The organism is Sphingomonas cavernae (assembly GCF_003590775.1).
GTDB lineage: Bacteria > Pseudomonadota > Alphaproteobacteria > Sphingomonadales > Sphingomonadaceae > Sphingobium_A > Sphingobium_A cavernae.
The window spans coordinates 185,507-210,984 of the sequence record NZ_QYUM01000002.1 but is presented as its reverse complement, the minus strand read 5'-3'; the positions used below and the strand labels follow the sequence as shown (position 1 = coordinate 210,984).

General features: G+C 64.3%; 28 protein-coding genes. 10 read left to right on the top strand and 18 right to left on the bottom strand.

Annotated features, from left to right (window positions below; translation table 11 throughout):
* The first annotated feature begins 131 nt into the window (after window positions 1-131).
* A complete protein-coding gene (locus D3876_RS01375) occupies window positions 132-1,802 on the top strand; it encodes a DUF885 domain-containing protein (RefSeq protein WP_119759337.1) in 1,671 nt (556 codons plus the stop codon).
* Window positions 1,803-1,809: 7 nt separating this feature from the next.
* On the opposite strand, the gene D3876_RS01370 is transcribed toward D3876_RS01375, so the two are convergent.
* From D3876_RS01370 to D3876_RS01350, 5 genes are all read right to left on the bottom strand, one after another.
* Window positions 1,810-2,121: a hypothetical protein gene (locus tag D3876_RS01370; protein ID WP_119759336.1), complete on the bottom strand. Its 312-nt coding sequence runs from the start codon at window positions 2,119-2,121 to the stop codon at window positions 1,810-1,812.
* Window positions 2,122-2,189: 68 nt separating this feature from the next.
* Window positions 2,190-2,855 carry a L,D-transpeptidase family protein gene (locus tag D3876_RS01365; RefSeq protein ID WP_238475188.1) on the bottom strand — a complete coding sequence of 222 codons (666 nt, stop codon included), beginning with the start codon at window positions 2,853-2,855 and terminating at the stop codon, window positions 2,190-2,192.
* 135 nt (window positions 2,856-2,990) lie between these two features.
* Complete coding sequence (locus tag D3876_RS01360) at window positions 2,991-3,395, bottom strand: GFA family protein (RefSeq protein WP_119759335.1); 405 nt, start codon at window positions 3,393-3,395, stop codon at window positions 2,991-2,993.
* 91 nt (window positions 3,396-3,486) lie between these two features.
* The gene (locus D3876_RS01355) at window positions 3,487-5,763 is read right to left on the bottom strand and encodes an ATP-dependent helicase (protein WP_119759334.1); all 2,277 of its coding nucleotides are present in this window, start codon (window positions 5,761-5,763) and stop codon (window positions 3,487-3,489) included.
* 43 nt (window positions 5,764-5,806) lie between these two features.
* Window positions 5,807-6,364: a helix-turn-helix domain-containing protein gene (locus D3876_RS01350; RefSeq protein WP_238475187.1), complete on the bottom strand. Its 558-nt coding sequence runs from the start codon at window positions 6,362-6,364 to the stop codon at window positions 5,807-5,809.
* A gap of 56 nt (window positions 6,365-6,420) precedes the next feature.
* Here D3876_RS01350 and rhtA point away from each other — a divergent pair, with 56 nt between their 5' ends.
* The 3 genes from rhtA (at window position 6,421) to D3876_RS01335 (ending at window position 9,037) form a co-directional block, all read left to right on the top strand.
* The gene (gene rhtA / locus D3876_RS01345; protein ID WP_119759332.1) at window positions 6,421-7,305 is read left to right on the top strand and encodes a threonine/homoserine exporter RhtA; all 885 of its coding nucleotides are present in this window, start codon (window positions 6,421-6,423) and stop codon (window positions 7,303-7,305) included.
* 99 nt (window positions 7,306-7,404) lie between these two features.
* Entirely contained in the window at window positions 7,405-7,725 is a 321-nt protein-coding gene (locus D3876_RS01340; protein WP_119759331.1) for a DMT family transporter, read from the top strand.
* Between the two features lie 13 nt (window positions 7,726-7,738).
* A complete protein-coding gene (locus D3876_RS01335; protein WP_338014299.1) occupies window positions 7,739-9,037 on the top strand; it encodes an MFS transporter in 1,299 nt (432 codons plus the stop codon).
* Here D3876_RS01335 and D3876_RS01330 read toward each other — a convergent pair.
* The 3 genes from D3876_RS01330 to D3876_RS01320 all read right to left on the bottom strand — a co-directional run bounded on the left by D3876_RS01330 (window position 8,997) and on the right by D3876_RS01320 (window position 11,329).
* Complete coding sequence (locus D3876_RS01330; protein ID WP_238475186.1) at window positions 8,997-9,944, bottom strand: DMT family transporter; 948 nt, start codon at window positions 9,942-9,944, stop codon at window positions 8,997-8,999. The two genes, D3876_RS01335 and D3876_RS01330, sit on opposite strands and share 41 nt — an antisense overlap.
* Window positions 9,945-10,040: 96 nt before the next feature.
* Complete coding sequence (gene rsmD / locus D3876_RS01325; protein WP_119759330.1) at window positions 10,041-10,577, bottom strand: 16S rRNA (guanine(966)-N(2))-methyltransferase RsmD; 537 nt, start codon at window positions 10,575-10,577, stop codon at window positions 10,041-10,043.
* Window positions 10,574-11,329, bottom strand: a complete 756-nt coding sequence (locus D3876_RS01320) for a pseudouridine synthase (protein ID WP_238475185.1) — start codon at window positions 11,327-11,329, stop codon at window positions 10,574-10,576. The genes rsmD and D3876_RS01320 overlap by 4 nt, the downstream gene beginning before the upstream one ends.
* A gap of 93 nt (window positions 11,330-11,422) precedes the next feature.
* On the opposite strand from D3876_RS01320, the gene D3876_RS01315 reads away from it, so the two are divergent.
* Both D3876_RS01315 and D3876_RS01310 read left to right on the top strand, forming a co-directional pair.
* Window positions 11,423-11,848: a response regulator gene (locus D3876_RS01315; RefSeq protein ID WP_119759329.1), complete on the top strand. Its 426-nt coding sequence runs from the start codon at window positions 11,423-11,425 to the stop codon at window positions 11,846-11,848.
* Between the two features lie 32 nt (window positions 11,849-11,880).
* Window positions 11,881-12,366, top strand: a complete 486-nt coding sequence (locus D3876_RS01310) for a cupin domain-containing protein (RefSeq protein WP_220475403.1) — start codon at window positions 11,881-11,883, stop codon at window positions 12,364-12,366.
* Between the two features lie 166 nt (window positions 12,367-12,532).
* Here the strand turns inward: D3876_RS01310 and D3876_RS01305 are convergent, their stop codons facing one another.
* Both D3876_RS01305 and D3876_RS01300 read right to left on the bottom strand, forming a co-directional pair.
* Window positions 12,533-12,958, bottom strand: coding sequence for an endonuclease domain-containing protein (locus tag D3876_RS01305; protein WP_238475184.1), 426 nt, complete (start codon window positions 12,956-12,958; stop codon window positions 12,533-12,535).
* Window positions 12,959-13,134: 176 nt separating this feature from the next.
* Window positions 13,135-14,271 (bottom strand): aromatic ring-hydroxylating oxygenase subunit alpha, encoded by a 1,137-nt coding sequence (locus D3876_RS01300; RefSeq protein WP_119759328.1) that lies wholly within the window; start codon window positions 14,269-14,271, stop codon window positions 13,135-13,137.
* A 247-nt stretch (window positions 14,272-14,518) separates the two neighbouring features.
* Between D3876_RS01300 and D3876_RS01295 the strand changes: the two genes are divergently transcribed.
* From D3876_RS01295 to D3876_RS01285, 3 genes are all read left to right on the top strand, one after another.
* Window positions 14,519-15,880, top strand: coding sequence for an AmpG family muropeptide MFS transporter (locus tag D3876_RS01295; protein ID WP_119759327.1), 1,362 nt, complete (start codon window positions 14,519-14,521; stop codon window positions 15,878-15,880).
* 143 nt (window positions 15,881-16,023) lie between these two features.
* A complete protein-coding gene (locus D3876_RS01290) occupies window positions 16,024-16,899 on the top strand; it encodes an SDR family NAD(P)-dependent oxidoreductase (RefSeq protein WP_119759326.1) in 876 nt (291 codons plus the stop codon).
* A 34-nt stretch (window positions 16,900-16,933) separates the two neighbouring features.
* Window positions 16,934-18,160, top strand: a complete 1,227-nt coding sequence (locus tag D3876_RS01285) for an MFS transporter (protein WP_119759325.1) — start codon at window positions 16,934-16,936, stop codon at window positions 18,158-18,160.
* 6 nt (window positions 18,161-18,166) lie between these two features.
* Here the strand turns inward: D3876_RS01285 and D3876_RS01280 are convergent, their stop codons facing one another.
* On the bottom strand, window positions 18,167-18,619 hold the full coding sequence (locus tag D3876_RS01280) for a DUF6628 family protein (RefSeq protein ID WP_238475183.1): 453 nt from the start codon (window positions 18,617-18,619) through the stop codon (window positions 18,167-18,169).
* Between the two features lie 216 nt (window positions 18,620-18,835).
* Here D3876_RS01280 and D3876_RS01275 point away from each other — a divergent pair, with 216 nt between their 5' ends.
* On the top strand, window positions 18,836-19,090 hold the full coding sequence (locus D3876_RS01275) for a hypothetical protein (RefSeq protein ID WP_119759324.1): 255 nt from the start codon (window positions 18,836-18,838) through the stop codon (window positions 19,088-19,090).
* Between the two features lie 231 nt (window positions 19,091-19,321).
* Here D3876_RS01275 and D3876_RS01270 read toward each other — a convergent pair whose 3' ends face one another.
* The 7 genes from D3876_RS01270 to D3876_RS01240 all read right to left on the bottom strand — a co-directional run bounded on the left by D3876_RS01270 (window position 19,322) and on the right by D3876_RS01240 (window position 25,455).
* The gene (locus D3876_RS01270; RefSeq protein WP_119759323.1) at window positions 19,322-20,647 is read right to left on the bottom strand and encodes a bifunctional folylpolyglutamate synthase/dihydrofolate synthase; all 1,326 of its coding nucleotides are present in this window, start codon (window positions 20,645-20,647) and stop codon (window positions 19,322-19,324) included.
* A gap of 143 nt (window positions 20,648-20,790) precedes the next feature.
* Window positions 20,791-21,645 (bottom strand): acetyl-CoA carboxylase, carboxyltransferase subunit beta, encoded by an 855-nt coding sequence (gene accD, locus D3876_RS01265; protein WP_119759322.1) that lies wholly within the window; start codon window positions 21,643-21,645, stop codon window positions 20,791-20,793.
* The gene (gene trpA / locus D3876_RS01260) at window positions 21,642-22,460 is read right to left on the bottom strand and encodes a tryptophan synthase subunit alpha (RefSeq protein WP_119759321.1); all 819 of its coding nucleotides are present in this window, start codon (window positions 22,458-22,460) and stop codon (window positions 21,642-21,644) included. The genes accD and trpA overlap by 4 nt, the downstream gene beginning before the upstream one ends.
* The gene (gene trpB, locus D3876_RS01255) at window positions 22,457-23,668 is read right to left on the bottom strand and encodes a tryptophan synthase subunit beta (RefSeq protein ID WP_119759320.1); all 1,212 of its coding nucleotides are present in this window, start codon (window positions 23,666-23,668) and stop codon (window positions 22,457-22,459) included. The genes trpA and trpB overlap by 4 nt, the downstream gene beginning before the upstream one ends.
* Complete coding sequence (locus D3876_RS01250; protein ID WP_119759319.1) at window positions 23,665-24,309, bottom strand: phosphoribosylanthranilate isomerase; 645 nt, start codon at window positions 24,307-24,309, stop codon at window positions 23,665-23,667. The genes trpB and D3876_RS01250 overlap by 4 nt, the downstream gene beginning before the upstream one ends.
* Before the next feature lie 139 nt (window positions 24,310-24,448).
* Window positions 24,449-25,123: an orotidine-5'-phosphate decarboxylase gene (gene pyrF, locus D3876_RS01245; RefSeq protein WP_119759318.1), complete on the bottom strand. Its 675-nt coding sequence runs from the start codon at window positions 25,121-25,123 to the stop codon at window positions 24,449-24,451.
* On the bottom strand, window positions 25,120-25,455 hold the full coding sequence (locus D3876_RS01240; RefSeq protein ID WP_119759317.1) for a DUF1049 domain-containing protein: 336 nt from the start codon (window positions 25,453-25,455) through the stop codon (window positions 25,120-25,122). The genes pyrF and D3876_RS01240 overlap by 4 nt, the downstream gene beginning before the upstream one ends.
* Between the last annotated feature and the right edge of the window lie 23 nt (window positions 25,456-25,478).

The following is a 25,478-nucleotide window of genomic DNA, read 5'->3' as shown; positions in this document are numbered from 1 at the left end:
CGCTTGCAGCGGGTGCAAGCATCCGCGCCATTCGAGTCGCAATCCCGTTTCTTTCAAGGAGTTGGCCGGTGAAGCTTTCCCGTCTTGCAATCGCCGTTTCCGCGGTTTCTCTGACGTTGGCGGGGTGTTCGATGGTGCCCGAGGCCAACAACACCACCGCGACCGAGGCTGTGGACGCGAGCGAATGGGGCAAGTTCGTCGGCCAGTATCTGGAGGGCTATTTCAAGCTCAATCCGAGCTTCGCGGTCTATCAGGGACGGCACGAATATGACGGAAAGCTGCCCGACTGGAGCGCGGCGGGTCTCAAGGCACAGGCGGACTATCTGAAAAAGACGATCGCCGACGCCAGGGCGTTCGACGCGTCCACACTGTCGAAGGAGCAGCAGTTCGAGCGCGACTATCTGATCGCGGCGGCCGAGGGCGAACTGTTCTGGCTCGAGGACGCCGATCAGCCGCACCGAAACCCGGATTTCTACATCAGTGGCCTCGATCCCAATGTCTATATCGCGCGCCCCTATGCCGATGCGACGACGCGGATGAAGGCGTTTATCGCCTTCGCGAAGCAGGTCCCCGCGGCTGCCATCAATATCCGCGCCAACCTGAAAACGCCGATGCCGCTGAGCTTCATAGATTTTGGCAAGGCGGGCTTTCAGGGACTGGCCGATTATTATGTCGGAGACGCCAAAGCCGCCTTTGCCGAGGTGAAGGACGAGGCGCTGCAGAAGGAGTTCGACGCGGCGGCGGGCGCTGCGTCTGAGGCGATGAAGGATCTCGCGGTGTGGATCGAGAGCGGACGTGCGACCGCGACGCAGGATTTCGCGCTCGGACCCGACAAGTTCGCGCGGATGGTCCTGAAGACCGAGGGTGTGGGCGTGCCGATTGCGGAACTCGAAAAGGTGGGCTGGGCAGATCTGCGTCGCAATCAGGCTGCGCTAAAGGAGGCGTGCGGCACATTCGCGCCAGGTGCGACGATCCAGGCGTGCATGGCAAAGATGAACGCCCACAAGCCTGAAGGCGGTCCGGTTGCGGGCGCGCGCAAGCAGTTGCCGAACCTGAAGCAGTTTCTGATCGACAAGGATCTTGTCTCGATACCCGGCACCGAAGAGGCGCAGGTTGAGGAGTCACCGCCCTACAACCGGCAGAATTCGGCCTATATCGACATCCCTGGCCCGTATGAGAAAGGCTTGCCCTCGGTCTATTACATCTCGCCGCCCGATCCGGCATGGACCAAGGAAGTGCAGAACGCCTACATCCCGGGCGAGCGCGACCTGTTCTTCACCTCGGTGCATGAGGTGTGGCCGGGGCATTTCCTTAACTTCCTCCACGCCAATCGCGCCAAGTCGCTCTTCGGCAAGGTGTTCGTGGGCTATGCCTTTGCCGAGGGCTGGGCGCATTACTCCGAAGAAATGATGTGGGACGCTGGGCTGGGCGACGGCGATGCCCAAACGCATGTCGGCCAGCTCTCAAACGCGCTGCTACGCAACTGCCGCTATCTCTCGGCGATCGGGCTTCATGCCAAGGGCATGACGCAGGATCAGTCGCGCCAGCTTTTCCTCACCGAATGCTATCAGGACGAGGGCAATGCGCGGCAGCAGGCGGCGCGGGGCACCTATGATCCCGCCTATCTCAACTACACCATGGGCAAGCTGATGATCCGCAAGCTGCGGGACGACTGGGTTGCTGACAAGGGCGGGCGCAAGGCGTGGAAGGCGTTCCACGACGCATTCCTCGCGCATGGCGGGCCGCCGATCCCGCTGGTCCGCAAGGCAATGCTGGGCGGCGAGGCGCAGGCGGTGTTCTGATAAGGACTCAGCCCGCCCTGAGCTTGCGCGCGCGGGCGAGCAGGAAGATCAGGATCGGCCAGACCAACGTGAAGGCGACGTCGCTGAGCGTGTTGGGCCAGCGCCATGACCCGTGATTGATACGGTCAAGGCACTCATTGAGCGCCTCGAACAGCGTGACCATAAGCAGCGGAATGGGCGAGCGGAAGGGCTTGCGCAGAAGCACAGCGGTGGCGACGAAAACCAGCATGCCCAGATGGGTATGCAGGATCGGGTCGCTGAGACTGGTCCAGGCGGCGACCTGCGCCTTGAGCTCTGCGTACGCGGATACAAATTGCATGCGCCGCGATATGGCGTGGCGCGGCCACTCTGGCTAGGGCTATTCGTTGGGACGGCCCTGTACGCCGGTCACGCGGCGGGAACGCCGTCACCCAGTTGCATCATCTGGCCATCGGTGATGATGACGCGATCGCCCAGCTTCGCCTGCGCGAACAGCAGTGCGGCAAATTCGGTCGGCACGCCGATGCAGCCATGCGTCGCCGATCCCCATTTCACGTCGGCGCCGTGGATGGCCACACCATCATTGGTGAGGCGCATCATGTATGGCATCGGCGCGTCATAGAGGTTGGACACATGGTCCTTGTTCTTCTGCGTGATCGGGAAGGTGCCGAGCGGGCTCTGCTTGTTGTCGGCGCCGTAGAGAATGACGGCGACGCCGATCTCATAGCCGGCGCGGAAAACCGACAACGTCTGCGCGGTGAGGTCGACGGTGATCAGGAGTTCGCCCGGCGGCACGCCGTCGTCTTTCCAGACATAGTCGCCGTGCTTCAGTGGTCCGTCGAGCTGTAGGACGCCCTTGACCTCATAGCCGCGCGCGGATTGCATCGGGGCAGCGGGGCGCTTTGTCTCGCCCGCGGGCGCCGGCGCAGTCTGGACCGGTGCCATAGGCATTTGCGGTGCGGACGGCGTCCGCGCGGACAGGCCCGTGAAGAGCAGCGCCCCGACAATGGGCGTGCCCGCCAAAAGCAGCTTTGTCCCGATTCCTGTGATTGCCGCTCTGCGCTTGCCCGTCACCGCCCAGCCCCTTGATTGATTTACGCTTTCTTAATCACAAGTGGCGGGCGGGGCCAGCCAGTGATTTCGAGCGTGCCGGGCTGGGACGGTGCAAATGGTAAATATTAACGAGCGTACCACCGCGTATTCCGGGGCTCAGAGGTGGCGCGTTTCCGCGGGCTCGCTCATCCAGTCATTGTCGCGTCCATTCGCGACGCGCACAGGGGCTGCGATCAGCTCGGCCGGGCTGACGTCATTGAGCGTCGCGAGCTGGATCGAGACATAGTCGCCGCCAATCTCCTCGACATAGCCTCGGCCGAAGGGGCGAACGCCGCAAATGGCACAGAAGAGGTGATGTCCGCTCATCGTGCCGAACTGGTAGTCGCTGAGCGCCTCCTCGCCTGCGAGCAGCCGGAAGGCTTCGGGCTTGATGATAACGCCCCAATTGCGCGTCTTGGTGCAGATCGAGCAGTTGCACTTGCCCGTTCCCGCGGCGAGATCGAGGTCAGCCTCGTAGCGTATGGCGCCGCAGTGGCAGCTTCCATGATAGGTCTTGAGCATCGCTGTCTTCCTTCCCGGTGGATATTTCGCTCAGGGTATAGAAGCCTGCTGCTGCCAGCCTGTTGTCAGCATAGTGGCAACAGCACGCAGCTCACGCGATTGAGACGAAGCTGTCCATCACGCGCTTGCGGCCCGATAGCTCGAAGTCGATCTCGAGCTTGTTTCCCTCGATCTCGGCGATTTCGCCATAGCCGAACTTCTGGTGGAAGACGCGCGTACCAACAGACAGGTCGCTGCGGCCCTTGTTGCCCAGGCTGACCGCGCTTGCGCGTGCTTCCATCACACGCTGGGGCGTGGCCGAGTAGCCACCCGTGGTCGCCGCGCGCTGCCAGCCGGGGCCGCGCCCTGTGCCGCGCCCGACATTGGAGAAGGGATCGGCACGTTCGGACCAGTTGGCGCGCCACAGGCTCTCGCCGCCCGCCATGCTGCTTTCGGAATCGATATGTTCGTCGGGCAGTTCGCCCACGAAGCGCGAAGGGATCGAACTGGTCCATTGGCCATAGATGCGGCGGTTGGCGGCGTGGAGGATCACGCATTTGCGGCGCGCACGCGTGATCGCGACATAGGCGAGGCGACGTTCCTCCTCGAGGCTGGCATTGCCGCCTTCGTCGAGCGCGCGCTGCGAGGGAAAGATACCTTCCTCCCAGCCCGCGAGGAATACGGTGTCGAATTCGAGCCCCTTGGCCGCGTGGATCGTCATGATCGTGACCTTGGCGTCATCGACCGCCGCGTCATTGTCCATGACAAGGCTGACATGTTCGAGGAACGCTCCCAGCGTCTCATATTCTTCCATGGCGCGGACGAGTTCGTTGAGGTTTTCGAGCCGGCCCGATGCGTCGGTCGACTTTTCGGCCTGCCACATCGCGGTATAGCCCGATTCATCGAGCACCTGCCGCGCGAGTTCGGCATGGGGAAGGTCGTTGGCCATGTCGCGCCAGCGCGCGATATCGCCGATAAAGCTGCCCAGCGCTCGGCGCGCCTGCGGCGTGAGTTCGTCGCTGTCGAGAATGCGCGAGGCGGCGAGGGCGAGCGGAATCTGCTCGATGCGCGCGAGCTGGTGGATCTTGGCGATGGCCTTGTCGCCCAATCCGCGCTTGGGGACGTTGACGATCCGCTCAAAGGCAAGATCGTCGGCGGGCTGGAAGATCAGTCGCAGATAGGCGAGCGCGTCGCGGATTTCCTGCCGCTCGTAAAATCGGAAACCGCCGATAATGCGATAGGGAAGGCCGATCGCGATGAAGCGATCCTCAAACTCGCGCGTCTGGTGCTGCGCGCGCACGAGGATCGCGGTGTCGTTCAATGATCCGCCGCGACGCTGGTGCGCCTCGATCTCGTCGCCGACGCGGCGCGCTTCCTCAGGGCCGTCCCAGACGCCCAACACCTGTACCTTGTCGCCTTCGCCCGCGTCGGTGAACAGCGTCTTGCCCAGTCGCCCTGCATTATTGGCGATGACGCCCGAGGCCGCGGCGAGGATGTGCGGGGTCGAGCGGTAATTTTGTTCCAACCGGATGACAGCAGCGCCCGGGAAGTCTCTCTCAAACTTCAGGATATTCTCGACCTGTGCGCCGCGCCATGAATAGATCGACTGATCGTCGTCGCCGACGCAGCAGATGTTCTTGTGGCGCTGCGCGAGCAGGCGGAGCCAGAGATACTGGACCGAGTTGGTGTCCTGATACTCATCGACCAGAATATATTTGAAGCGCTGCTGATAGTGTTCGAGCACATCGCGGTCGCGCTTCAATATTGTCAGCATGTGGAGCAGAAGGTCGCCGAAATCGCAGGCGTTGAGCGCGCGCAGCCGTGCCTGATAGGCGGCGTAGAGTTCCTTGCCGCGGCCATTGGCGAAGAGCTCGCTCTCGCCTGCGTCAAGATCCTGCGGCGTGAGCCCCTTGTTCTTCCAGTTGTCGATGAAGCCGCCAAGCTGCCGCGCGGGCCAGCGCTTCTCATCGAGGTCGGCCGCCTGGATGAGCTGCTTCATCAGACGGAGCTGATCGTCGGTGTCGAGGATGGTGAAGTTGCTCTGCAGCCCGACGAGTTCGGCATGGCGGCGCAGCATCTTCGCGCCGATCGCGTGGAAGGTGCCGAGCCACGGCATGCCCTCCACGGCCTCGCCGACGAGCCGGCCGACGCGTTCCTTCATCTCTCGCGCCGCCTTATTGGTGAAGGTGACCGCAAGAATCTCCGATGGCCAGGCCTTGCGCGTATAGATCAGGTGCGCGAGCCGCGCGGTGAGGGCGGCCGTTTTGCCGGTTCCCGCGCCCGCTAGCACCAGCACCGGCCCTTCGGTCGTCAGCACCGCCTCGCGCTGGGGCGCATTGAGCCCTTGGATATAGGGTGGTTCTGGAGCGGGTGACGCGGGAAGACTCATGTGCGAACAGTTAGGGAACAGCGCGCGCGAGGGCAATGCTCCTTCAGTGCGCCAGGGTACGGATGAAACGCGCGACGATTTTCCCGTCATTGCGATAGCGGCGTGTGGGCTGGCAGTTATAGGCGTGGAAATCGCCCGCTGGCAAGATCCTCTCCACCTCGTCCCAGAGGATGGTGAGCGCACCCTCAAGGACGTAGACGGTCTCGGTCCAGGCGGCGTCATGGATCACCGGATGATAGGTTTCGCCGGGCGCCAACGACCAGCGCCAGACCTCCACCTCTGCGGCGGCGGGGAAGCTGGAGAGCAGCGTTCCCTGACTTTCGGGCGTCTCGCCTGCCCATGCGACCACTTCGATCCGCGCAGGATCGGGGCGCTGCGGCGCCTGGACCAGATCGGAAAAGCGCACCCCAAGCGCCTCGGCAAGGCGGTCGAGCGTGGCGAGGCTGACGTTGGCGTCGCCTGTCTCGATGTTGACGATCATGCGGCGGCTGACGTCCGAGGCAGAAGCGAGCGCCTCCTGGCTCATGCCGCGCTGCTGGCGCAGCGCGCGCACATTGCCCGCGACATGCTCCAGAACCTTGGGACGGTCTTGACTGTGCAATATAGTGCTCATATGGCTTTGCGCACTATGCTGCACAATTTCTCCCGGAGCAAGTCATGAGCCGCGTCAGCGCGCTGACGCAGAGCGCCGCCTGGCCGATACTGCTCGTGCTTGTCGCGATGGTCTCGATCCAGACGGGCGCGACGATCGCCAAGAGCATGTTTCCGATCGTCGGTGCGCCGGGCGCGACCGCGCTGCGCCTGCTCTTCGCGGCCATAATCCTGGCGGTGGTGATGCGACCCTGGCGGTCGCGGCCGGAAAAGGGCGGCTGGCGCCCGATCCTGCTCTATGGCGCGGCGCTGGGCGGCATGAATCTGCTCTATTACATGGCGCTGCAGACCCTGCCGCTGGGCATCGCGGTGGCGCTGGAGTTCACCGGTCCGCTGGCTGTGGCGATGCTCGGATCGCGGCGACCGCTCGATTTCCTGTGGGTTGGGCTTGCGGTTGTCGGGTTGTTGCTTTTGCTGCCCGTGGGCGCGACCAGCCAGGGCGTCGATCCGGTGGGTGCGGCATTCGCGCTGGCGGCGGGCGGCTGCTGGGCGCTCTATATCGTCTTCGGGCAGAAGGCGGGCGGCGATCATGGCACGCAGTCGGTCGCGTGGGGCACGATGATCGCGGCTGCGCTCGTCGTCCCCGTCGGCGTGCTCGATGCGGGCGCGGCGCTGCTGACGCCCGCGGTGATCCCGATGGCGATCGGCGTGGCGGTGCTTTCGACCGCGCTTCCCTACACGCTCGAAATGATGGCGCTGACGCGGCTGCCCTCGCGCGTTTTCGGTACGCTGATGAGCGTCGAGCCCGCGATCGGCGCGCTGTCGGGGCTGGCGATCCTGGGCGAGCGGCTGACGGTGATGCAGTGGGCGGCGATCGCGGCCGTGGTGGCGGCGTCGTTGGGTGCTGCGATGACGATCGCGCCCGCAGCCACGACGCCCACGCCTGATTGACAGCGAAGCACAGCGTCCATAGATCGCCACCCGACGCCGCCTCTTTCGGGTTTCCGGCTGCGTCCGCATCGAACGAGCCCGCAATATGAGGTTCGTTCGATGGCATGGATCATCCTTGCAATTGCGGTTGTCACTGAAATCATCTGGGCGTTGAGCTTGAAATGGGCGCAGGTGCAGCAGACGCTTGCCGCCGCGACGGTGCCGATCGCGCTGTCTTTTCTGAACATGTGGCTCCTCTCGCTCGCGATGAAGGGCATCTCGGCGGGGACGGCCTATGCGGTCTGGACCGGGCTGGGCGCGGTAGGCGTGATCATCGGCGGCATCGTCCTGTTCGGCGAGCGCGTCTCCGCGGTGCAGGTCGGATTCATGGCGATGATCGTGCTGGGCGTTGTCGGAACCAAGGTTTTCGCGCAGGGATGACGCGCAAACGGTAATGGCGAGGGGATTCGGCACGATGGCGACGACGATGAACGCGGTTGCGGAGCGGCCTTCCAATCGCCGCATCCTGATCGCCAGCCTCGTCGGCACCTCGGTCGAATTCTACGATTTCTATATCTACGCGACCGCCGCGGCGCTTGTGTTCGGGCCGCTGTTCTTTCCTTCGGAATCGGCATCGGCGCAATTGCTCGCGGCCTATGCCAGCCTTGGCGTCGCCTTCATCGCGCGGCCGTTGGGCGCGAGTGTCTTCGGGCATTTCGGCGACCGGATCGGACGCAAGTCGACGCTCGTCGCCTCGCTGCTGCTGATGGGCGGATCGACGCTGCTGATCGCGTTTCTGCCGACCTATGCGCAGATCGGATGGGTGGCGCCGCTGTTGCTGTGCATCCTGCGCTTCGGACAGGGATTCGGGCTGGGCGGCGAATGGGGCGGGGCGGCGCTGCTGGCGGTCGAGAACGCACCCCAAGGCTGGCGCGGGCGCTACGGCATGGTACCGCAACTGGGCGCGCCGGTGGGATTCATCGCGGCGAACGGTCTGTTCCTGATCCTGGGCATGACGCTGACCGCCGAGGAATTCATGGACTGGGGTTGGCGCATTCCCTTTCTGGGCAGCATCCTGCTCGTCGGCGTTGGGCTGTGGGTGCGGCTGAAACTGACCGAGACACCCGCCTTTGCCGAGGCGCTGGAGGAAGCACCGCCAGCGGCGGTGCCATTTGCCGAGATGTTGCGCGACCATTGGCGGGCGACACTGGGCGGCACCTGCGGTGCGATTGTGTGCTTTGCCGTCTATTATCTCGCGACGGCATTTGCGCTGGGTTATGCGACCACGACGCTGGGGATTGATCGCCAGCTTTTCCTCGGGCTCCAGATTCTTTCGATCTTCTTCATGGCGGGCAGCATCGCGGCGTCGGGCTGGCTGTCCGACCGCTATAACGCGCGGACGGTGCTGCTCTGGGGCAGCGTTGCCGCGATCATCGCGGGGCTGGTGCTGCCGATGACGCTGCAATCGGGATCGCTGACCCTGATCTTCATCGGGATGAGCTTCGCGCTGGTGGTGATGGGGCTGGTCTATGGGCCGCTTGGCGCGTGGCTGCCCGGGCTCTTCCCCGCGCGCGTGCGCTACACCGGCGTGTCGATGACCTTCAACGTCGCGGGTATTCTCGGTGGCGCGCTGACCCCGGTGGCGGCGCAGTGGCTGGCGGAGGGACGGGGACTGTTCTGGGTGGGCGTCTATCTTGCGGCGGCTTCGAGCGTCAGCCTTGTGGCGCTGCTCTCGATGCGCGACCGCGGCTGAGCCAGCCGAAGGGGCGCCCGTCGATCGCGGCGAGCCCGAGCCCGATCAGCGCCATGCCGGCATAATGCTTGGGCTCGAGCGTTTCGCCGAGCAGGAAGGTGCCGAGCATGATGGCGGGGATCGGGATGACGAAGGTGACGAGCAGCGCGTTGGTTGCGCCGGCCTTCTCGATCAGCCGGAAATAGAGGATATAGGCAAAGGCGGTCGATATCAGTGCAAGGCAAGCCATCGCAGCGATTGACTGAAACAGCGGCGCAGGCAGGCGCCAGGGCGCGTCGAAGATCACGGCGAGCGGGAGCATCAGCGCCGCCGCCGCGATGAGCTGGCCTGCCGCCACTTCGACGGGTGCGACCCCCATCGCCTTGAAGCGCCGGCCATAGACGCCAGCCAGGGCGTAGGAGAGTGCGGCGGTAACGCAGGCGAGCTGCGCGAGCAGATTGCCGCCAAGCCCGGCGAGCGCATCGGCGCCCATCATTATCGCGACACCCGCAATCCCTGACAGCACACCAATGATCTTGCCGGGCGTCGCCTTTTCGTCGGCGGTGAACGCATGCGCCACCACCACGCCCCAGAGCGGGGTGGTGGCGTTGAGGATCGAGGCGAGTCCTATCGGGATGTGCGTCTGCCCCCAGGCCACGAGCACGAAGGGGATTGCGATATTGAGCGCACCGAGTCCGAGGAATGCGAGCCAGAGGCTCAGCGAAGTCGGCAGGCGACGTCCGGTGATGCGGAGGACGACGAGGAGCGCCGCGGAGGACAACGTGGCGCGTAGCAGCACCAGTGTCAGCGGCGGAAAGCTGCGCAGCGAAATCTCGATGAAGAAGAAGGAGCCGCCCCACACGATTGAGAGCACGCCGAATACCAGCCATTCGCGGGGCCCCATGCGCTGCTGGATCGTCGTGGTCATAACAGCCTCCTTAGAACCGATAGGCGTCGGTGACCCATTAATTCTGCCGAGCCGATCATAAGGGAGCCGCGTCGAACCGCGTCCCGGCGCTTGTGCTCAAAGCGCGCGGAGGAGGACGAGCTTCGCCTTGCCGTAGGTGCGCTCGGTTTCGGGTATGAGGCCGGGAACGTCGACCGCCTCATCGCGTGCGGTTTCGATGCTGACGAGGCAGCCGGGGTTGAAGGCCTTGCGCTCGGAGAGCGAGGCAAGCGCCTGCTGGCCCAGCCCGGTGCCATATGGCGGATCGAGCAGGATCAGATCGAACGGGCCACCCGCCGCGAACAGCGCGGATTGCGCGCGGATCTCGGCGCGCGCCGCAACGCCCAGCCCATCCACATTGGCCTTGAGCGCGGCGATCGCTGCGCGGTCATTTTCGAAAAAGGTGCAATGGGCGGCGCCGCGCGACAGCGCTTCGAGCCCGAGCGCGCCCGTGCCCGCGAAGAGATCGGCGACGCGCAATCCCTCGAAGCTGCCCAGACGGCTGGTGAGCATCGAGAAGAGCGCTTCGCGTGCGCGATCGCTGGTCGGGCGCGTTGCCTGGCCCGCGGGCGCTTTCAGAGCGCGCCCACGCCATTCACCCGCGATGATCCTCATCCCAGCGTGTTCCGGAAGGTGATGACGTCATGACGCCGGATCTCATCGACTGCACCGGTAGGCAGATCGCCGAGCTCGAAGGGGCCGTAGCTCGTCCGGATCAGGCGCGAGACCTTGAGGCCCAGATATTCGAGCACGCGGCGGACCTCGCGGTTCTTGCCTTCGGTCAGCTTCATCTCGATCCAGGTGTTCGCGCCCGTGCGGCGCTCCAGATTGGCGTCGATCGAGCCATAGCGAATGCCGTCGATCTCGATGCCTTCGATCAGGTCCTCAAGCTGTGCCTGCGTCACATCACCATAGGCGCGCGCGCGGTAGGTACGCACCACGCCCGTCTTCGGCAGTTCGAGCTGGCGCTTCAACTCGCCGTCATTGGTGAGCAGCAGCAGGCCCTCTGTGTTGAGGTCGAGCCGGCCGACGGGCATGACCCGTGCCATGTCCCGCGGCAGGCGGTCGTAGATCGTGGGGCGGCCCTTGGGATCGCGCTCCGTGGTGAGCACCCCCGACGGCTTGTGAAAGCGAAAGAGCTTGGCGGGTGGCGCCTGCTTGACGGGGTTGCCGTCAACGGTGATGCCGTGGAGCGAGGTCAGGATCGTTGCGGGCGTATTGAGCACCTCTCCGTTCAACGCGATGCGCCCTTCGGCGATCATGCGTTCGATCTCGCGGCGCGAGGCGATGCCCGCGCGCGCCAGCAGCTTCGCGATGCGCTGGCCCTCGGGCCGGTCTTCGCTGCGCTTTTTCAGGGGCGGGGCCAAATTTCGTCTCCAGACGTGAAAATTAGTTCGTGCGCGCGCAATCGCGAGCCATTATGCGCTCCCACCGGGCGCGGGAGAGGACAAGCGCAATATATGCTGTTTGGCAGGAAGCAAAGGCTGATCAACCGGCTTCTCATCGTCGAGGATGAGCCGCTGGTGGCGTTCGACACCGAGCATGTGCTGACCGAAGCTGGTTATCATGTCGTCGGCACGGTCGATCGCTATCGCGACGCCGTGGCCGTGCTCGATGCCGGAGAGGTCGACCTGATCCTTAGCGATGTCCGGTTGACGGGTGAGCGCGACGGCGCCGATCTGGCGCGCGAGGCGCTGCGCCGCCAGGTGCGGCTGCTGTTCGTGACCGCGAGCTGCCCCGTCGACGCGCCGTTGATGTCGATCGGGTGCCTGGGCAAACCCTTTGCGCACAAGGAACTGCTGGCGGCGATCGATGCGATTGAAGCGAGCCTTGGCGGCAAGCGGCCCAGGAAGCTGCCGCGGGGGCTGACGCTGTACGCGGTTTGAACAGGCTCGATTTGATTTCGGAGGACAGGCCAATGGTGAAACCGATTATCAATCTCGACGAATTGGCGTTCGACGATGTGGAGGAGAATGGCCGTTTCACATCGAGCCGCGCCACGATCAGCGACCTAATCGGCGCACGCGACCTGGGCTACAACCTGACCGTGCTCCCCCCCGGCAAGGTGCAATGCCCCTTCCACTCGCATCATGGCGAGGAAGAGATGTTCTTCATCCTCGAGGGTGAAGGCGAACTGCGCTTCGGCGACCAGCACTACCCGATCCGCCAGCATGACGTGATCGCGTGCCCGCCGGGTGGGCCGGAGGTGGCGCACCAGATCATCAACACGGGCACGATCACGATGCGTTATCTGGCGATTTCGACGCTCGTCGAGGTCGAGGCGTGCGAATATCCGGATTCGGGGAAGGTGTCGGTCGTAGCGGGCAAGCGCGGCGATCGCGGACTTCGCAAGATGTTTCGCGCCGAGGCAGACGTTGACTATTACGACCGCGAAGAGGGCTGATCGGAAGGTTCGGGGACTATCACGTGAAATCCCTGTTCCGCGTCCCGATTGGCCAAAGGTCAGTAAGGTCAGGCCCGCAGGAAGAATCACCTCGATCAGTGCAGCGGCATTGATCGACCCGTTCGATCGATGCCTGGCTTGCGTCTACACCTGGTCAAAGAGCCTATCAGTGGACCTGCATGATAGATCGGCGATGTGTAGGACAGCAGTTTTTGGCGGCTTTCGACCCAATTTCAGACATGCCTTGAGCCCTCTCTCGCTTTCGCGGGAGAGGGTTGGGTGAGGGTCTTCTTCTTTCCTGCTCAAGCGTTGTGGAGCGCGCGGGCGATAGTTTCGAGAACGCCTTCGAAAGTTTCGATACCTCGCTGTTCCAGAATCGAAGCAAGCGATAACCCTGTTCTTCGAGATATGCTGTACGCGGGGCGTCGGCCTCCACGCTGCGCTGTCCGCCATCGAGTTCCACGATCAATCCCGCCTCGACGCACAGGAAATCAACGACGAACGGGCCAATGGTGGCCTGGCGACGAAACTTGAAACCCTCGAGCCGGCGATCGCGCACCGCATGCCACACGCGGCGCTCGACATCGGTCATGTCGCGCCTCAGGCGTGCAGCGTGTGGACTGATCTGGCGTCGGACCGGATGCATGTACCGCAAGGTAGAAGAAAGAAGACCCTCACCCAACCCTCTCCCGCGAAGGCGGGAGAGGGCTCAAGGCAATGGCCGCACAGCCCCATTACGGACGTCGCCCGCTATCGACCGGTCAGTGCCTAATTCGCCGCCAGCCGCGCCTCGACCGTGTCATGGAAATGGCGGATGCCCGTTTCGAGCGTACCAAGCGTCAGCCGGTCGATCGCGCCCGATTGAAGGCCGTTCTGGCCGAGCGCGGCGGCGCGGTAATCCTCGCCCGCGAAGACGCCTTCGTCGAGCAGCTTCCAGCTTCGCTGCCAGTGGTCGAGCGCTTTTTCGGTCCTGGGCGGCTCGGGAATGAGCATGAAATCCTCGACGAGCACGCGGTCGACGGCTTGCGGCATCAGGACCATGATGTTCACATAATCGGGGCTGAGGATCATGATCGTCGCCGGGAAGAGCTGATAGGCGAAGGTGATCGATGCGCGCAGCGCCTTCCAATCGTTGAGGTCTAGCGCCGCGACCGCGGATTCGCGGCCTACCGCGGAGCGCTGGTGCGGGCCGATCGTATCGCCGCTGGTAACGCCGTCCTGGAAGAAGGGGCCGATCGTGTCGGCGTGGAGCCGCAGGACGTGATAGCTTTCGAGAAAGGCGTCCATGACGAGCTTCCAGTTGGCTGCGACGTCGTGCGTCCGCCGCGCGAACATGTGCTGCTGCCCAAGTGCAAACGCGTCGAAATCGTGCGTCAGCGTCTCGGCCTCGGTGAAGCTGGCGCCTTCGTCGAACGAGAACCAGATAAGCCCGCCTGCCTCGAAAGTCGGCAGGCGTTTCAGGCCGTATTCGCTTTTGTCGAAGCCGGGAAAGCTGTCCGGGCGGGGCAGGCCGACAAGGCTGCCGTCGAGCTTGTAGGTCCAGGCGTGATAGGGGCAGACTATGCGCGAGGCGCAAACCGGTTCTTCACCTTCGACAAGCCGCGTGCCGCGATGGCGGCAGACATTGAGAAAGACATGCGCCACGCCCTTTGAATCGCGCGCGATAAGCAGCGGTTTACCGAAGCCGTCATGCGGCACGGCCATATTGGGTTCTGGCAGCAGCGCCGAGGGGGCGATCACCTGCGGCGCGCGGCGAAAGATGCGTTCATGCTCAAGAGTGAAACGCGCGGGGTCGGTATAGGCCGAGGCCTCGACATAGGTGATCGCGTCGCTCTGGCGCGCGCAGCCATGCGCAATCGCATCTGCCAGCGCGAGCTGGCCCGGAGTGGGCGTGATGGCGTTCATATTCCTCATCCCTGGCCGCTCATGCTGAGTAGCTGTTGAGCCCTTCGACTGCCTGCCAAGGCAGGCGCTCAGGACATGCCTGTCGAAGCAGCGTATCGAAGCATCGCGCACGGGCCCTTCGATACGAGTCCTCGACTTCGCTCGGTCTCTACTCAGGACGAACGGAGATTTCTTGTTCGTTCTGCCACTAGGCATATCGCAATTATCCGCTAGTTTCTCCCCAAATTTCGCGGGTTGGGGAGTATGCATGGCGGACGCTACGGAAAGCTTGGGATGGCGGGCGAGCCTTCCCGAAGGTTTGCGCCCCTATACCGAAACGGCGCCGATCGCGGCGTTCTTCCTCGGCGTTTCCTCGGGCTTCCCGTTCGCAATGATCGGCGCGACGCTGACGACTCGGCTCGCGCAGGACGGGATCGACAAGAAGGCGGTGACGGCCTTCACGCTCGCCTTCCTTGCCTACAACCTCAAGTGGCTCTGGGCCTGGGTCGTCGACGGCGTTCGCATCCCAGTGCTCGGCCGGCTCGGCCAGCGCGTGTCGTGGCTGATCCTTGCCGGGTTGTTCGTCATGGCAGCGGTTGCCAACCTGGCGCTGGTCGATCCGCAGACAAGCCTGCTCCAGACCGCCTATGCCGCGATCCTCGTCGGTGTGGCAGGCGCGACCTTCGACATCGTGATCGACGGCTACCGCATCGAACTGCTCAAGCCCAACCAGCTCGGCGCGGGTTCCGGCATGTCGCAATATGGCTGGCGGATCGGATCGGCGGGCGCGGGCGCGGTCGCGCTGGTGATCGCGGCGCGCATGGGCTGGGAAGCCGCCTATCTGGTGTGCGCTTCGCTGGCGCTGCCCGCGATGCTCACCGGCCTGATCATGGGCGAACCCGAACGCCACCGAGAGGCGGCGCAGCGCAAGGGCATTGCCGAACTCGGGAACACGATCGCCGGGCCATTCCTGGAATTCTTCAAGCGACAGGGTGCGCTGCTCGTCCTGCTCTTCATCCTGCTCCACAAGATCGGCGATACGCTCGCCAATCTGACCTTCCGGCTGTTGTTCAACGATCTTGGCTTCACCAATGACGAGATCGCTTTCTACGATGTGGGTCTGGGATTCATCGCCTATCTCGTCGGCATCTTCGTCGGCGGTTTCCTCTATGCCCAGCTTGGCATGAAGCGGTCGGTGCTGCTGAGCCTGATCCTGATGGCGGTCTCCAATTTCAGCTTCGCGCTGCTTGCAGCGGCGGGGCACAGCAATGAGGGCATGGCGGCGGCGATCGGGTTCGAGAATTTCGCGAGCGGGATCGGCGGCGTCACGGTGGTCGCCTATTTCTCGGCGCTCACCGATCTGCGCTTCACCGCGTCGCAATATGCGCTGATCTCGGCGGCGGCGAGCATCGTCGGGCGCTTCCTGACGGGCACCACCGCGGGCGCGCTGATCGAGACGACGGGCTATGTGAACTTCTACTTGCTGACCACGCTCGCGGCGGTGCCCGGGATCGTGCTGTTCTGGCTGATGATGCGCGCCGGGCTGATCGATGCCTCGATCGGCAGCGCGGGTAAAGTCGGCGAGGGCGACGCGCGCACCGATGGCGAAATGCGTAAAGCGCCAAGCTGACACCGGCGGGTTGGTTGCAATCTCGCATGCGGGGCGGACCGGATAACGCCCACCCGATCCTTCGCCGCCTTGCCGGCGCTTTGCTTGCCGCCATGCCGCCGGCCCCATAAGCTCGGCGAGCGGGCAAAGAGGATGAGGCAAGGATGGCGTCAGGCAAACCACGCGTGGCGGTTGTAACTGGTGCGAGCTCGGGGATCGGGAAGGAAGTGGCGAAGGCGCTCGCATGCCGGGGGTGGCGGGTCATCGGCACCGGGCGAGACCCTGCGCGCATCGCTGCGGCTGAGGCGGAGATCCGGGCATTATCGTCTGGCCAATCCGTCGACATGCTGCGTGCGGACCTGTCGCTGCTGACCGAGGCAGAGCGCGCCGCGCGCGATATTGCTGCGCTCACCGATCGCATCGATGTGCTGGTCAACAATGCGGGAGGCATGGCGAGCGCGCTCGCGATGACAGCCGAAGGCTATGAGGCGAATTTCGCGGGCAACCACCTTGGCCCGTTCCTGCTGACCCGGCGGCTTCTGCCGTTGCTTCGCGCGGCGGCCGCGAACGCCCCACAGGGTGCCGTACGCATCCTCAATACCGCATCTGACGCCAGCGAGATGATCCCCGCGATCAACCTGGACGACATGCAGAATCTCGCCAGCTTCAACCCGGGGCTCGCTTATTGCACCGGCAAGCTCGCCAATGTGCTTTTCGCAAGGGCGCTGGCGAAGCGGCTGGCGGATGATGGCATCGTCGCCCACGCGGTGCATCCGGGTGCGGTCGATTCCAATTTCTTCTCCTATGCGCCAGCGGACACGCAGGCGCGCGTGCGCGACCTGCCAAAATTCTCGGAGAAAGAAGGCGCAGACACGCTGGTCTGGCTCGCCACGTCCGACGAAGGCGGGCAGAGCAACGGCGGCTATTGGTATCAGCGCAAACCACGCGCGCCCAACCCGATCGTCGATGACGACGCGGTGATCGAGCGGTTCTGGGACGAGAGCGAGCGGCTCGTCTTTCGCTCGGGCGCGAATGGCTGACAGGACAAGGTGACGCCGGGAAAGAGGAGTTGGCATGGGTTATCTGCAGGAGTTGCGCGCGCAGTGGCGTCCCCTGGTCGCGGCGTTGATCGGGCTCGGCTGTGGCTTCTCGATGACCAACTACGTCACGAGCATCATGGCCCCGCATTTTCTGCGGGAATTCGGGTGGTCGAAGTCCGAGTTCGCGCTGATCGGCAGCCTGGGCCTGGTCAGCGTCGCCTTCTTTCCTTTCGTGGGGCGGCTGACCGACATGATCGGCGTGCGTCGCACCGCGTTGATCGGCGTCATAGTGGCGCCGCTTGCCTTTCTCGGGCTCAGCCAGATGACCGGGGATATCCGGGTCTATATCGCCTTGTTCCTGTTTCAGGCGGTGCTTTGCATCACCACGACGACAACGGTCTATAGCAGGACGGTCGTCCAGTATGTGACGCGCGCGCGCGGCCTTGCGCTCGCGATCGTTGCGTCGGGACCCGCGATAACCGGTGCGGTCGGCGGCCCTATTCTCAACAACTTCGTCGAAGCGCACGGCTGGCGCGCGGGCTATCTGGCGCTGGTGGCGTTCTCCGCCGTGGCGGGGACGGTGGCACTGCTGATGCTGCCGCCCGAACGCAAGGATTCCGGAGAGGTCCCGCCGCGCGCGAAAACCGCGAAAGAGGATTATGCGACGATCTTCCGTATGCGCGCCTTCTGGGTGCTGCTGGGTGCGATGCTGCTCTGCAATCTTCCGCAAGTGATCGCGCTCACCCAGCTCAATCTGGTGCTGCTCGATAACGGCGTCACCGCGAAGGGCGTGTCGATCATGATCTCGACGTTCGCGACCGGCGTGCTTGTCGGGCGCTTTGCGAGTGGCCTCGCGCTCGATCGTTTTCCGGCCTATCTCGTTGCAGGGATCGGCATGGGATTCACCGCAATCGGGTTATTCCTGCTGGCATCGCGCTTCGACGACCCCAATGTCCTGATGCTTTCGGTGCTGCTCATTGGCCTGTCCTTCGGCGCCGAGGGCGACGTCGTCGGCTATCTCGTCGTGCGTAATTTCGGTGTGAGCGTTTTCAGCAGCGTCATGGGCATGATGACCGCGGCCATGGCGATATCCGCTTCGATCGGGGCGGCGCTGCTCAGCCTCACGCTCAAGCTCACCGACAGCTTTGAGGTGTTTCTGCTAAGCAGCGGAACGGCAGTCTTCCTCGGCAGCCTGCTGTTCCTGCTGCTGCCGCGCGATCCGGCTCCGGTAACGGCGGCGGTGGCCGAAGCACGATCCTGACTGTCGTCAAACGTCACCCGCGGTGCTTGCGAACAGCGCCAGCGGCTTGCCGAGATCAGCGAAGGCCTGACCGACCGCCTGCGCGGTGGTGAGGACGCCCAGGCAATCGGCTGTGCCCATCAGGTCGCCCAGCAGGGTGTGGGCGCGGCGGGGTTGATCAGCGGCCTGCTCGACGGTCTTGAGCAGCGTTGCCTCGTCAGGGGTCATGCGAAGACAGCAGCATGGCGCCACCTTGACTATTTGCTGCGAAGCGCGCGCGATCTCTGCCATCATCGCACGGATGAGCACGAGCGGGCGCCGATAGCTCATGCCGAAATGCGCGAAGACCGCGTGTGCGGCGTGCGCGTCGTCCAGCCCCGCAACCGCCATGCGTCGGATCGCAAAGAGCAACAGCCGTGCCGTGCGCAGATCGGGAATGGACGGAGCATCGGCGTAATTGAGATCGGCGGACCGGGCCATGAGACATCCTCTCTGCGCGTTGTCCGTGAAATTTGCCTGTTAGATATTGCAAGTCAATATCAATAATTGAGTCGTACGTGGAATTATTCGTTGCCGCGTCGACCATGTGTTGCGAAAGCGCGCCGCGCTGCGCTTTGCAAAGCGTGTGGCACATCCCAGATTGGCACGAGGGTGGGCGCGGTGCCTGCCCCCGCGCATTTTTCCGGATCCATAGCTTTGCCGACCTATCGCCTCGACATTCGCATGCAGCATTCTGACCCCGACGACTCCATCTCGCTCGACGCGGTGGACGATATCCGCGCGGCGGAGGCCGCCAGGACCGCGATCGCTCAGGCCTTTGGACGGCCGCACGAACTGGTAATGCTCGACGCGCAGCGGGGGCGTTTCACCATCGGCGCCGGGCTGTGGTCGCGCACCGGGCACTATCATCTGTGGGTGAGCGAGGACGTGGCGGGGCTTCCGCGGCTTTAGCGCCCCGCGCGCTAAATGTGCATCATCATCCGCTCATCCTGAGGAGCCGTTGAGCCCTTCGACGCCGCCTGCGGCGTCGCTCAGGATAAACTTCGCCTTTGGCGAAGCCGAAACGGCGTCTCGAAGGACGTACTGTGCCAAGGTCCTTCGAGACAGGGCTTCGCCAGGCTCAGCCCTTCCTCAGGATGAGCGGTGCCGATATAATGCAGGTCGCTTTAGCGTTCGCGTTGCTTATTCTAGCGGCTGGTTGTTGAGGCGGAGCACTTCGCCCGCGAGGTAGAGCGAGCCCAGGATCAGCACGGTCGAAGGCTGCGCGGGATCGAGCGTGCCGCCAAGCTTTGCCAGAGCGTCCTCGACATCATGCGCTGCATGGCCTTCGGCACCGATCTGTGACGCCATCGCGGCGAGATCAGCGGTGGAGTGATGGCCGTGATCGGGCACGGGCACCGCGTGAAGCGACGCCGCGAGACCCTTGAAATGTGACAACAGGCCCATCGGGTCCTTGTTTTCCAGCATGCCGAGGATGAGATGGAGTGGTCGGCCGGCTAGCCGATCGCGGAAATAGGTCGCGATCATCTCGCCCGCAGCCGGGTTGTGGCCGCCATCGAGCCAGAGTTCGGCATTGCCGGGAAGCGATTCGGTGAGCGGACCTTCCTCCAGATGCTGGAGCCGTGCGGGCCATTGCGCCCAGCCGGTTGCGGCCTTGAATGCGGTTTCGGGAATATGCACCGCGTTCTGATGGCGCAGCATCGCGAAGGCGAGCGCGGCGTTCATCACCTGGTGGTCGCCCGCGAGTCTCGGGCGGGGGGCGTCGAACTTGCCCTTGTCGTCGCGGTAATGGAGCCGGCCGTTGTAGAGGGTCGCCTCCCACGTCGTGCCCTTGGCAAGGACGGGCGCTCCTGCGGCGGCGGCCACTTCAGCGATTCGTTGGTTCAGCGCGGGCGCATAGACCATCGTAACAAGTGGTACGAAGCGCTTGGCAATACCCGCTTTTTCTCCTGCAATCTCGACCTCGGTTTCGCCCAGAAATGCCTGATGGTCGATGCCGAGCTGGGCGATGCCGCAGATCGCGGGATTGGTGATGATGTTGGTGGCGTCCAGCCGGCCGCCGAGACCGACCTCGATGATGCACGCCTCCGCATCATGCCGCGTGAACGCCAAAAACGCGGCGGCGGTGGTCGCCTCGAAGAAGCTGGGATGGATGTCCTCCGAGCAATCGAGCACTTCGGCGAGCAACGGCGCGAGCTCGGCGTCGTCGATCAGCTTGCCCGCGACGCGGATACGCTCGTTGAAGCGCACGAGATGCGGCGACGAATAGACATGCGCGCGCATCCCCGCCGCCTCGATCGCAGCGCGCAGGAAAGCGCAGGTCGAACCCTTGCCGTTGGTGCCGGCGACGTGGAAGACGGGCGGTAGCTTGTCCTGAGGATTGCCGAGACGCGCGAGCAGTTCCGAGATGCGTTCCAGCCCGAGCACGTCGCGACCGGGGGAGAGCATCGTCAATCGGTCGAGCTGGCGCTGGACCGCGGGATCGTTGGAACGGGCGGAATCGGGCATTCGGGCAAGCCTCAGGATCAGATGCGATCGTCACCCTGAACTTGTTTCAGGGTCCATGAACACACACAGCGAAGAACCTGCCCCGCCTGTTTTCATGGATGCTGAATCAAGTTCAGCATGACGGAGGGGGTTTGTCGATGCCGTCAGGCGGCCGCCTTTTCCTCGCAGAGATAGCCAATGAGCTGACCGAGCGTCTCGCGCAGGTTCTTCCGCTCGACGACCATGTCGAGCATGCCGTGATCGAGCAGATATTCGGCGCGCTGGAAGCCTTCGGGCAGCTTTTCGCGGATCGTGTTCTCGATCACACGCTGGCCGGCGAAGCCGATGAGCGCACCGGGCTCGGAGATCTGGACGTCGCCGAGCATCGCATAGGAGGCGGTGACGCCGCCCGTCGTCGGGTCGGTGAGCACGACGATATAGGGGAGTCCGGCTTCCTTGAGCTCCGCGATGGCGACGGTCGTCTTGGGCATCTGCATCAGCGAGAGGATACCCTCCTGCATGCGTGCGCCGCCCGCCGCGGTGAAGATGACGTAAGGCGCACGCTCCGCAATCGCCTTGCGGGCTCCTTCGACAAAGGCCGCGCCTACGCCGAGGCCCATCGAACCGCCCATGAAGGCGAAGTCCTGAACGCCGACCACCGCCTTGCGGCCGAGAATCCGGCCCGAGGCATTGATCAGGGCGTCCTGCTCGCCCGTCGAAGCGCGCGCAGCCTTGATGCGATCGGTATATTTCTTGGAATCGCGGAACCTGAGCGGATCGTCGGCGACCTGGGGGGTGGGCAGCGTGGTCCAGCTTGCCTCGTCGAAGATCTGTACGAAACGCGCCTTGGGGCCGATGCGTCCGTGATGGCCGCATTTGGGGCAGACCGAGAGATTTTCCTCATATTCCTTGATGAAGATCATCTGCGAACAACCAGGGCATTTGTGCCAGAGCGTATCCTGCGTCTCGCGCTTGGCGATGAAAGGGAGCGAGTTGCGAACGCGGTCGAGCCAGCTCATGCGGCCATTTCCTTTCGTGCGGCCGCGATCGCGCTGCTGAGCGATGCGACATAGGTTTTGACGGAGCCGGCGGCGTTGGCGCCATGCTCGGCGACGAGCTCGACGATTGCGGAGCCGACGACGACGCCGTCGGCGACACGTGCGATCGCAGCGGCCTGTTCGGGCGTGCGAACGCCGAAACCGACCGCGACGGGAAGATCAGTGCCGGCCTTGAGTTTTGCTACTGCCGCCTCGATCGAGCCCTGCGCGGCCTGCTGAAGCCCGGTGATGCCCGCGACCGAGACATAATAGAGGAAGCCGCCAGCGCCATCGAGCACGGCGGGCAACCGCGCGGCATCGGTGGTGGGGGTGGCGAGGCGGATGGGGTGGATGCCTGCTTCGCGAAGCGCGGGGCCGAGCGCGTCATCCTCCTCGCTGGGGATATCGACGCAAATCACGCCGTCGACGCCGGCCTCTTTGGCTGCATTGGCGAACCATTCGGGGCCGCGGCGGACCATCGGATTGGCATAGCCCATCAGCACGAGTGGGGTTTCGGGGTGCCGTGCACGAAAGCCCTTGGCGATGCCGAGAATGTCCGCGGTCGTCGTGCCCGCACCAAGCGCGCGCAGATTGGCGCGCTGGATTGCCGGGCCGTCAGCCATCGGATCGGTGAAGGGCATGCCGAGCTCGATCACATCGGCGCCGCCTTCGACGAGCGCGTCGAGCACCGCCGCGGTGTCCGCGGGCGTCGGATCGCCGCCGGTGACGAAGGTAACGAGCGCGGCGCGGTTTTCGGATGCGGCGCGGGCATAGGCGTTGGCGAGACGATCGTTCACAGCTTCACCCCCAGCGCGTCGGCGACCGTGAAGATGTCCTTGTCGCCGCGACCCGAGAGGTTGACGATCACGATCTTGTCCCTGTCCATTCCTGGGACGATGCGTTCAGCCGCGGCGAGCGCGTGCGCGGATTCGAGCGCGGGAATGATACCTTCGAGCTTGCAGAGCCGCTGGAAGCTCGCGAGCGCCTCGGCATCGGTCACGGGCTCGTAGCGGACGCGGCCAATGTCGTGGAGCCAGGCATGTTCGGGGCCGATGCCGGGATAGTCGAGACCCGCCGAGATCGAATGCGCCTCGGTAATCTGGCCGTCCTCGTCCTGGAGCAGATAGGTGCGGTTGCCGTGAAGCACGCCGGGAGAACCACCCGCGAGGCTGGCGGCGTGTTTCGCGGTATCGAGCCCTTCGCCTGCGGCCTCGACGCCGACGATCTCGATCTCCGGATCATCGAGAAAGGGGTGGAACAGTCCGATCGCATTGGATCCGCCGCCGACGGGCGCGATCAGCATGTCGGGAAGCCGGCCCTCGGCCTCGAGAATCTGTTCGCGCGCCTCATTGCCGATGACGGTCTGAAAGTCGCGGACGAGTTCGGGATAGGGGTGCGGGCCTGCGACGGTGCCGATGATGTAGAAGGTGTCGTGGACGTTCGCGACCCAGTCGCGCAGCGCCTCGTTCATCGCATCCTTGAGCGTTTTTGCACCCGATTCAACCGCCCGGACTTCGGCGCCGAGCAGCTTCATCCGGAAGACGTTGGGCTGCTGACGGGCGACGTCGACCGCGCCCATGAAGATCGTGCAGGGCAGGCCGAACAGCGCCGCAACGGTGGCGGTGGCGACGCCGTGCTGGCCAGCGCCCGTCTCCGCGATGATCCGCGTCTTGCCCATGCGTCTGGCGAGCAGGATCTGGCCGATGCAGTTGTTGATCTTGTGCGCGCCGGTGTGGTTGAGCTCCTCGCGCTTCAGATAGACCTTTGCGCCACCCAGTTCCTCGGTCAGCCGCTCGGCGAAATAGAGCGGGCTCGGACGGCCGACATATTGCTTCAGCAGATAGTCGAATTCAGCCTTGAATGCGGGATCCTGCTTCGCGGCGCGGTATTCGCGGTCGAGATCGAGGATCAGCGGCATCAGCGTCTCGGCGACATAGCGGCCGCCGAACTGCCCGAAATGCCCACGCTCGTCGGGCTGGGTGCGAAGCGAGTTGATGATGGTCATAGCTGGGCCGTCGCTTTAAGGAATGCGGCGATCTTGTCCACATCCTTGATACCCGGCGCGCTTTCGACACCGGACGACACATCTACCAGCGCCGCGCCGGTGATGCCAACCGCTTCGCCGACATTGGCGGCATCGAGCCCGCCCGACAGCGCCCAGGCAAGGGGGTGAGAGAAGCCCTGGAGCAGCCGCCAGTCGAAGCGCAACCCCATGCCGCCGGGGAGATCTGCACCCTCGGGCGTCTTGGCGTCATAGAGCAGCCGATCTGCGGCGCCACGGTAACTGCCCGCGCCCGCGAGATCGAGACTGGTGCGAACGTGAAGCGCTTTCCACACCTCCTTGCCGGAGCGTGCCTTGACGGCAGCGGCACGTTCGGGCGCCTCCTTGCCATGCAACTGGATCACATCGAGCCCGCCGGCGGCGATCGCGGCGTCGAGCAGCGCGTCGTCGGGGTCGACAAATACGCCCGCCTTGAGCACATGCGCGGGCACGCGCTGCGCGAGCGCGGCGGCCTGACCGAACTGCACATGACGCGGGCTCTTCGGAAAGAAGACCAGTCCGATATGGCTCGCGCCCCCCGCGACCGCGGCGTCTAGCGTTTCGGGCGTCGAAAGGCCGCAGATCTTGGCGGTGATTCGGGGCATCGGGGTTCCTTAGCCTCCCTCTCCCCTTCAGGGGAGAGGGTTGGGGAGAGGGGGAGTTCTGCAGCGCGTTGATACTAGTGGGCCGACTCTCCCGTCGTGCCCCTCTCCCAACCCTCTCCCCGCACGCGGGGAGAGGGCTTTACAGCGTCGCCGCGATGTCGCGTGCGGCCTGATCGGGGTCTTCGGCCTGCGTGATGGGACGGCCGATGACGAGGATCGAGGCGCCCGCGTCGAGCGCGCCGCGCGGGGTCATCAGCCGCTTCTGGTCGCCCGTGGCGGCGCCCGCGGGGCGCACGCCGGGCACGACGAAGAAGCCGTCGGGCCATGTCTTGCGCGCGGCCGCGACCTCGTGACCCGAGCAGACGACGCCGTCGAGCCCCGATTTCTTCGCAAGCTCCGTCAACCGCACGACCTGCTCGTGCGTATCCTCCTTGAGTCCGATCGAGGTCAGGTCGTTTCCGTCGAGGCTGGTGAGCATTGTGACAGCCACGACTTTGGTGCCGTTGGCGGCAGCGGCCTTGGCATCCTCCATCATCGCCCGTCCGCCCGCGGCGTGAACCGTCAGGATCGCGGGTTCAAGCTGGCGCAATGCCTGGATTGCCTTGGCGACGGTGTTGGGGATGTCATGGAACTTCAGGTCGAGGAAGATCGGCAGGTCGAGCGACGCCATCTCCTTGATCCCAGCACGACCATTGGCAGAGAAGAATTCGAGGCCAAGCTTGATTCCGCCAACATGGTTTCGGACCTTGGTGGCGAGCGCCTTGGCGCGATCAAGATCGGGCGTGTCGAGCGCGACATAGACGGGGCCGCTCATGAGACACCCGGCGGGACTGCGGTGGGCGCATAGGGCGGCGGTGTCTCGGATCCGGCAGCGGGAGCGGCGGGCGTTGTCGTATAGCCACGCACATCGGCGAGCGCGCGCTCGGTCGAATCGAGCTTGCGCTTCAAGCTCCAGCGCGTTGCGCGGTGGAGAATAAGCGTGGGCAGAAGACCCAGAAGGAACGCACCGAAGAGCAGAACGGGCAGCTTGGAATCGACCTGGATATCGCCCCACAGATTGATCGTGACAGCGGTCCAGTTGCCGACCGCGAAGATCACTGCGGTGACGGCGAGAATCACCCAGAAGATCGTTCTCAGGAATTGCATGCCGTGACCCTGTTTTGTTGCGT

Coding starts and splice junctions, on each gene's coding strand:
- D3876_RS01285 (WP_119759325.1), top strand. CDS start 16,934: ATGGGTTATCTGCAGGAGTTGCGCGCGCAGTGGCGTCCCCTGGTCGCG.
- rhtA (WP_119759332.1), top strand. CDS start 6,421: ATGAGCCGCGTCAGCGCGCTGACGCAGAGCGCCGCCTGGCCGATACTG.
- trpB (WP_119759320.1), bottom strand. CDS start 23,668: ATGACCATCATCAACTCGCTTCGCACCCAGCCCGACGAGCGTGGGCAT.
- D3876_RS01355 (WP_119759334.1), bottom strand. CDS start 5,763: ATGAGTCTTCCCGCGTCACCCGCTCCAGAACCACCCTATATCCAAGGG.
- D3876_RS01370 (WP_119759336.1), bottom strand. CDS start 2,121: ATGCAATTTGTATCCGCGTACGCAGAGCTCAAGGCGCAGGTCGCCGCC.
- D3876_RS01280 (WP_238475183.1), bottom strand. CDS start 18,619: ATGGCCCGGTCCGCCGATCTCAATTACGCCGATGCTCCGTCCATTCCC.
- D3876_RS01375 (WP_119759337.1), top strand. CDS start 132: ATGGTGCCCGAGGCCAACAACACCACCGCGACCGAGGCTGTGGACGCG.
- D3876_RS01360 (WP_119759335.1), bottom strand. CDS start 3,395: ATGCTCAAGACCTATCATGGAAGCTGCCACTGCGGCGCCATACGCTAC.
- pyrF (WP_119759318.1), bottom strand. CDS start 25,123: ATGAGCGGCCCCGTCTATGTCGCGCTCGACACGCCCGATCTTGATCGC.
- D3876_RS01305 (WP_238475184.1), bottom strand. CDS start 12,958: ATGACCGATGTCGAGCGCCGCGTGTGGCATGCGGTGCGCGATCGCCGG.
- D3876_RS01340 (WP_119759331.1), top strand. CDS start 7,405: ATGGCATGGATCATCCTTGCAATTGCGGTTGTCACTGAAATCATCTGG.
- D3876_RS01290 (WP_119759326.1), top strand. CDS start 16,024: ATGGCGTCAGGCAAACCACGCGTGGCGGTTGTAACTGGTGCGAGCTCG.
- rsmD (WP_119759330.1), bottom strand. CDS start 10,577: ATGAGGATCATCGCGGGTGAATGGCGTGGGCGCGCTCTGAAAGCGCCC.
- D3876_RS01295 (WP_119759327.1), top strand. CDS start 14,519: ATGGCGGACGCTACGGAAAGCTTGGGATGGCGGGCGAGCCTTCCCGAA.
- D3876_RS01315 (WP_119759329.1), top strand. CDS start 11,423: ATGCTGTTTGGCAGGAAGCAAAGGCTGATCAACCGGCTTCTCATCGTC.
- D3876_RS01335 (WP_338014299.1), top strand. CDS start 7,739: ATGGCGAGGGGATTCGGCACGATGGCGACGACGATGAACGCGGTTGCG.
- D3876_RS01300 (WP_119759328.1), bottom strand. CDS start 14,271: ATGAACGCCATCACGCCCACTCCGGGCCAGCTCGCGCTGGCAGATGCG.
- D3876_RS01270 (WP_119759323.1), bottom strand. CDS start 20,647: ATGCCCGATTCCGCCCGTTCCAACGATCCCGCGGTCCAGCGCCAGCTC.
- D3876_RS01240 (WP_119759317.1), bottom strand. CDS start 25,455: ATGCAATTCCTGAGAACGATCTTCTGGGTGATTCTCGCCGTCACCGCA.
- accD (WP_119759322.1), bottom strand. CDS start 21,645: ATGAGCTGGCTCGACCGCGTTCGCAACTCGCTCCCTTTCATCGCCAAG.
- D3876_RS01310 (WP_220475403.1), top strand. CDS start 11,881: ATGGTGAAACCGATTATCAATCTCGACGAATTGGCGTTCGACGATGTG.
- D3876_RS01250 (WP_119759319.1), bottom strand. CDS start 24,309: ATGCCCCGAATCACCGCCAAGATCTGCGGCCTTTCGACGCCCGAAACG.
- D3876_RS01330 (WP_238475186.1), bottom strand. CDS start 9,944: ATGACCACGACGATCCAGCAGCGCATGGGGCCCCGCGAATGGCTGGTA.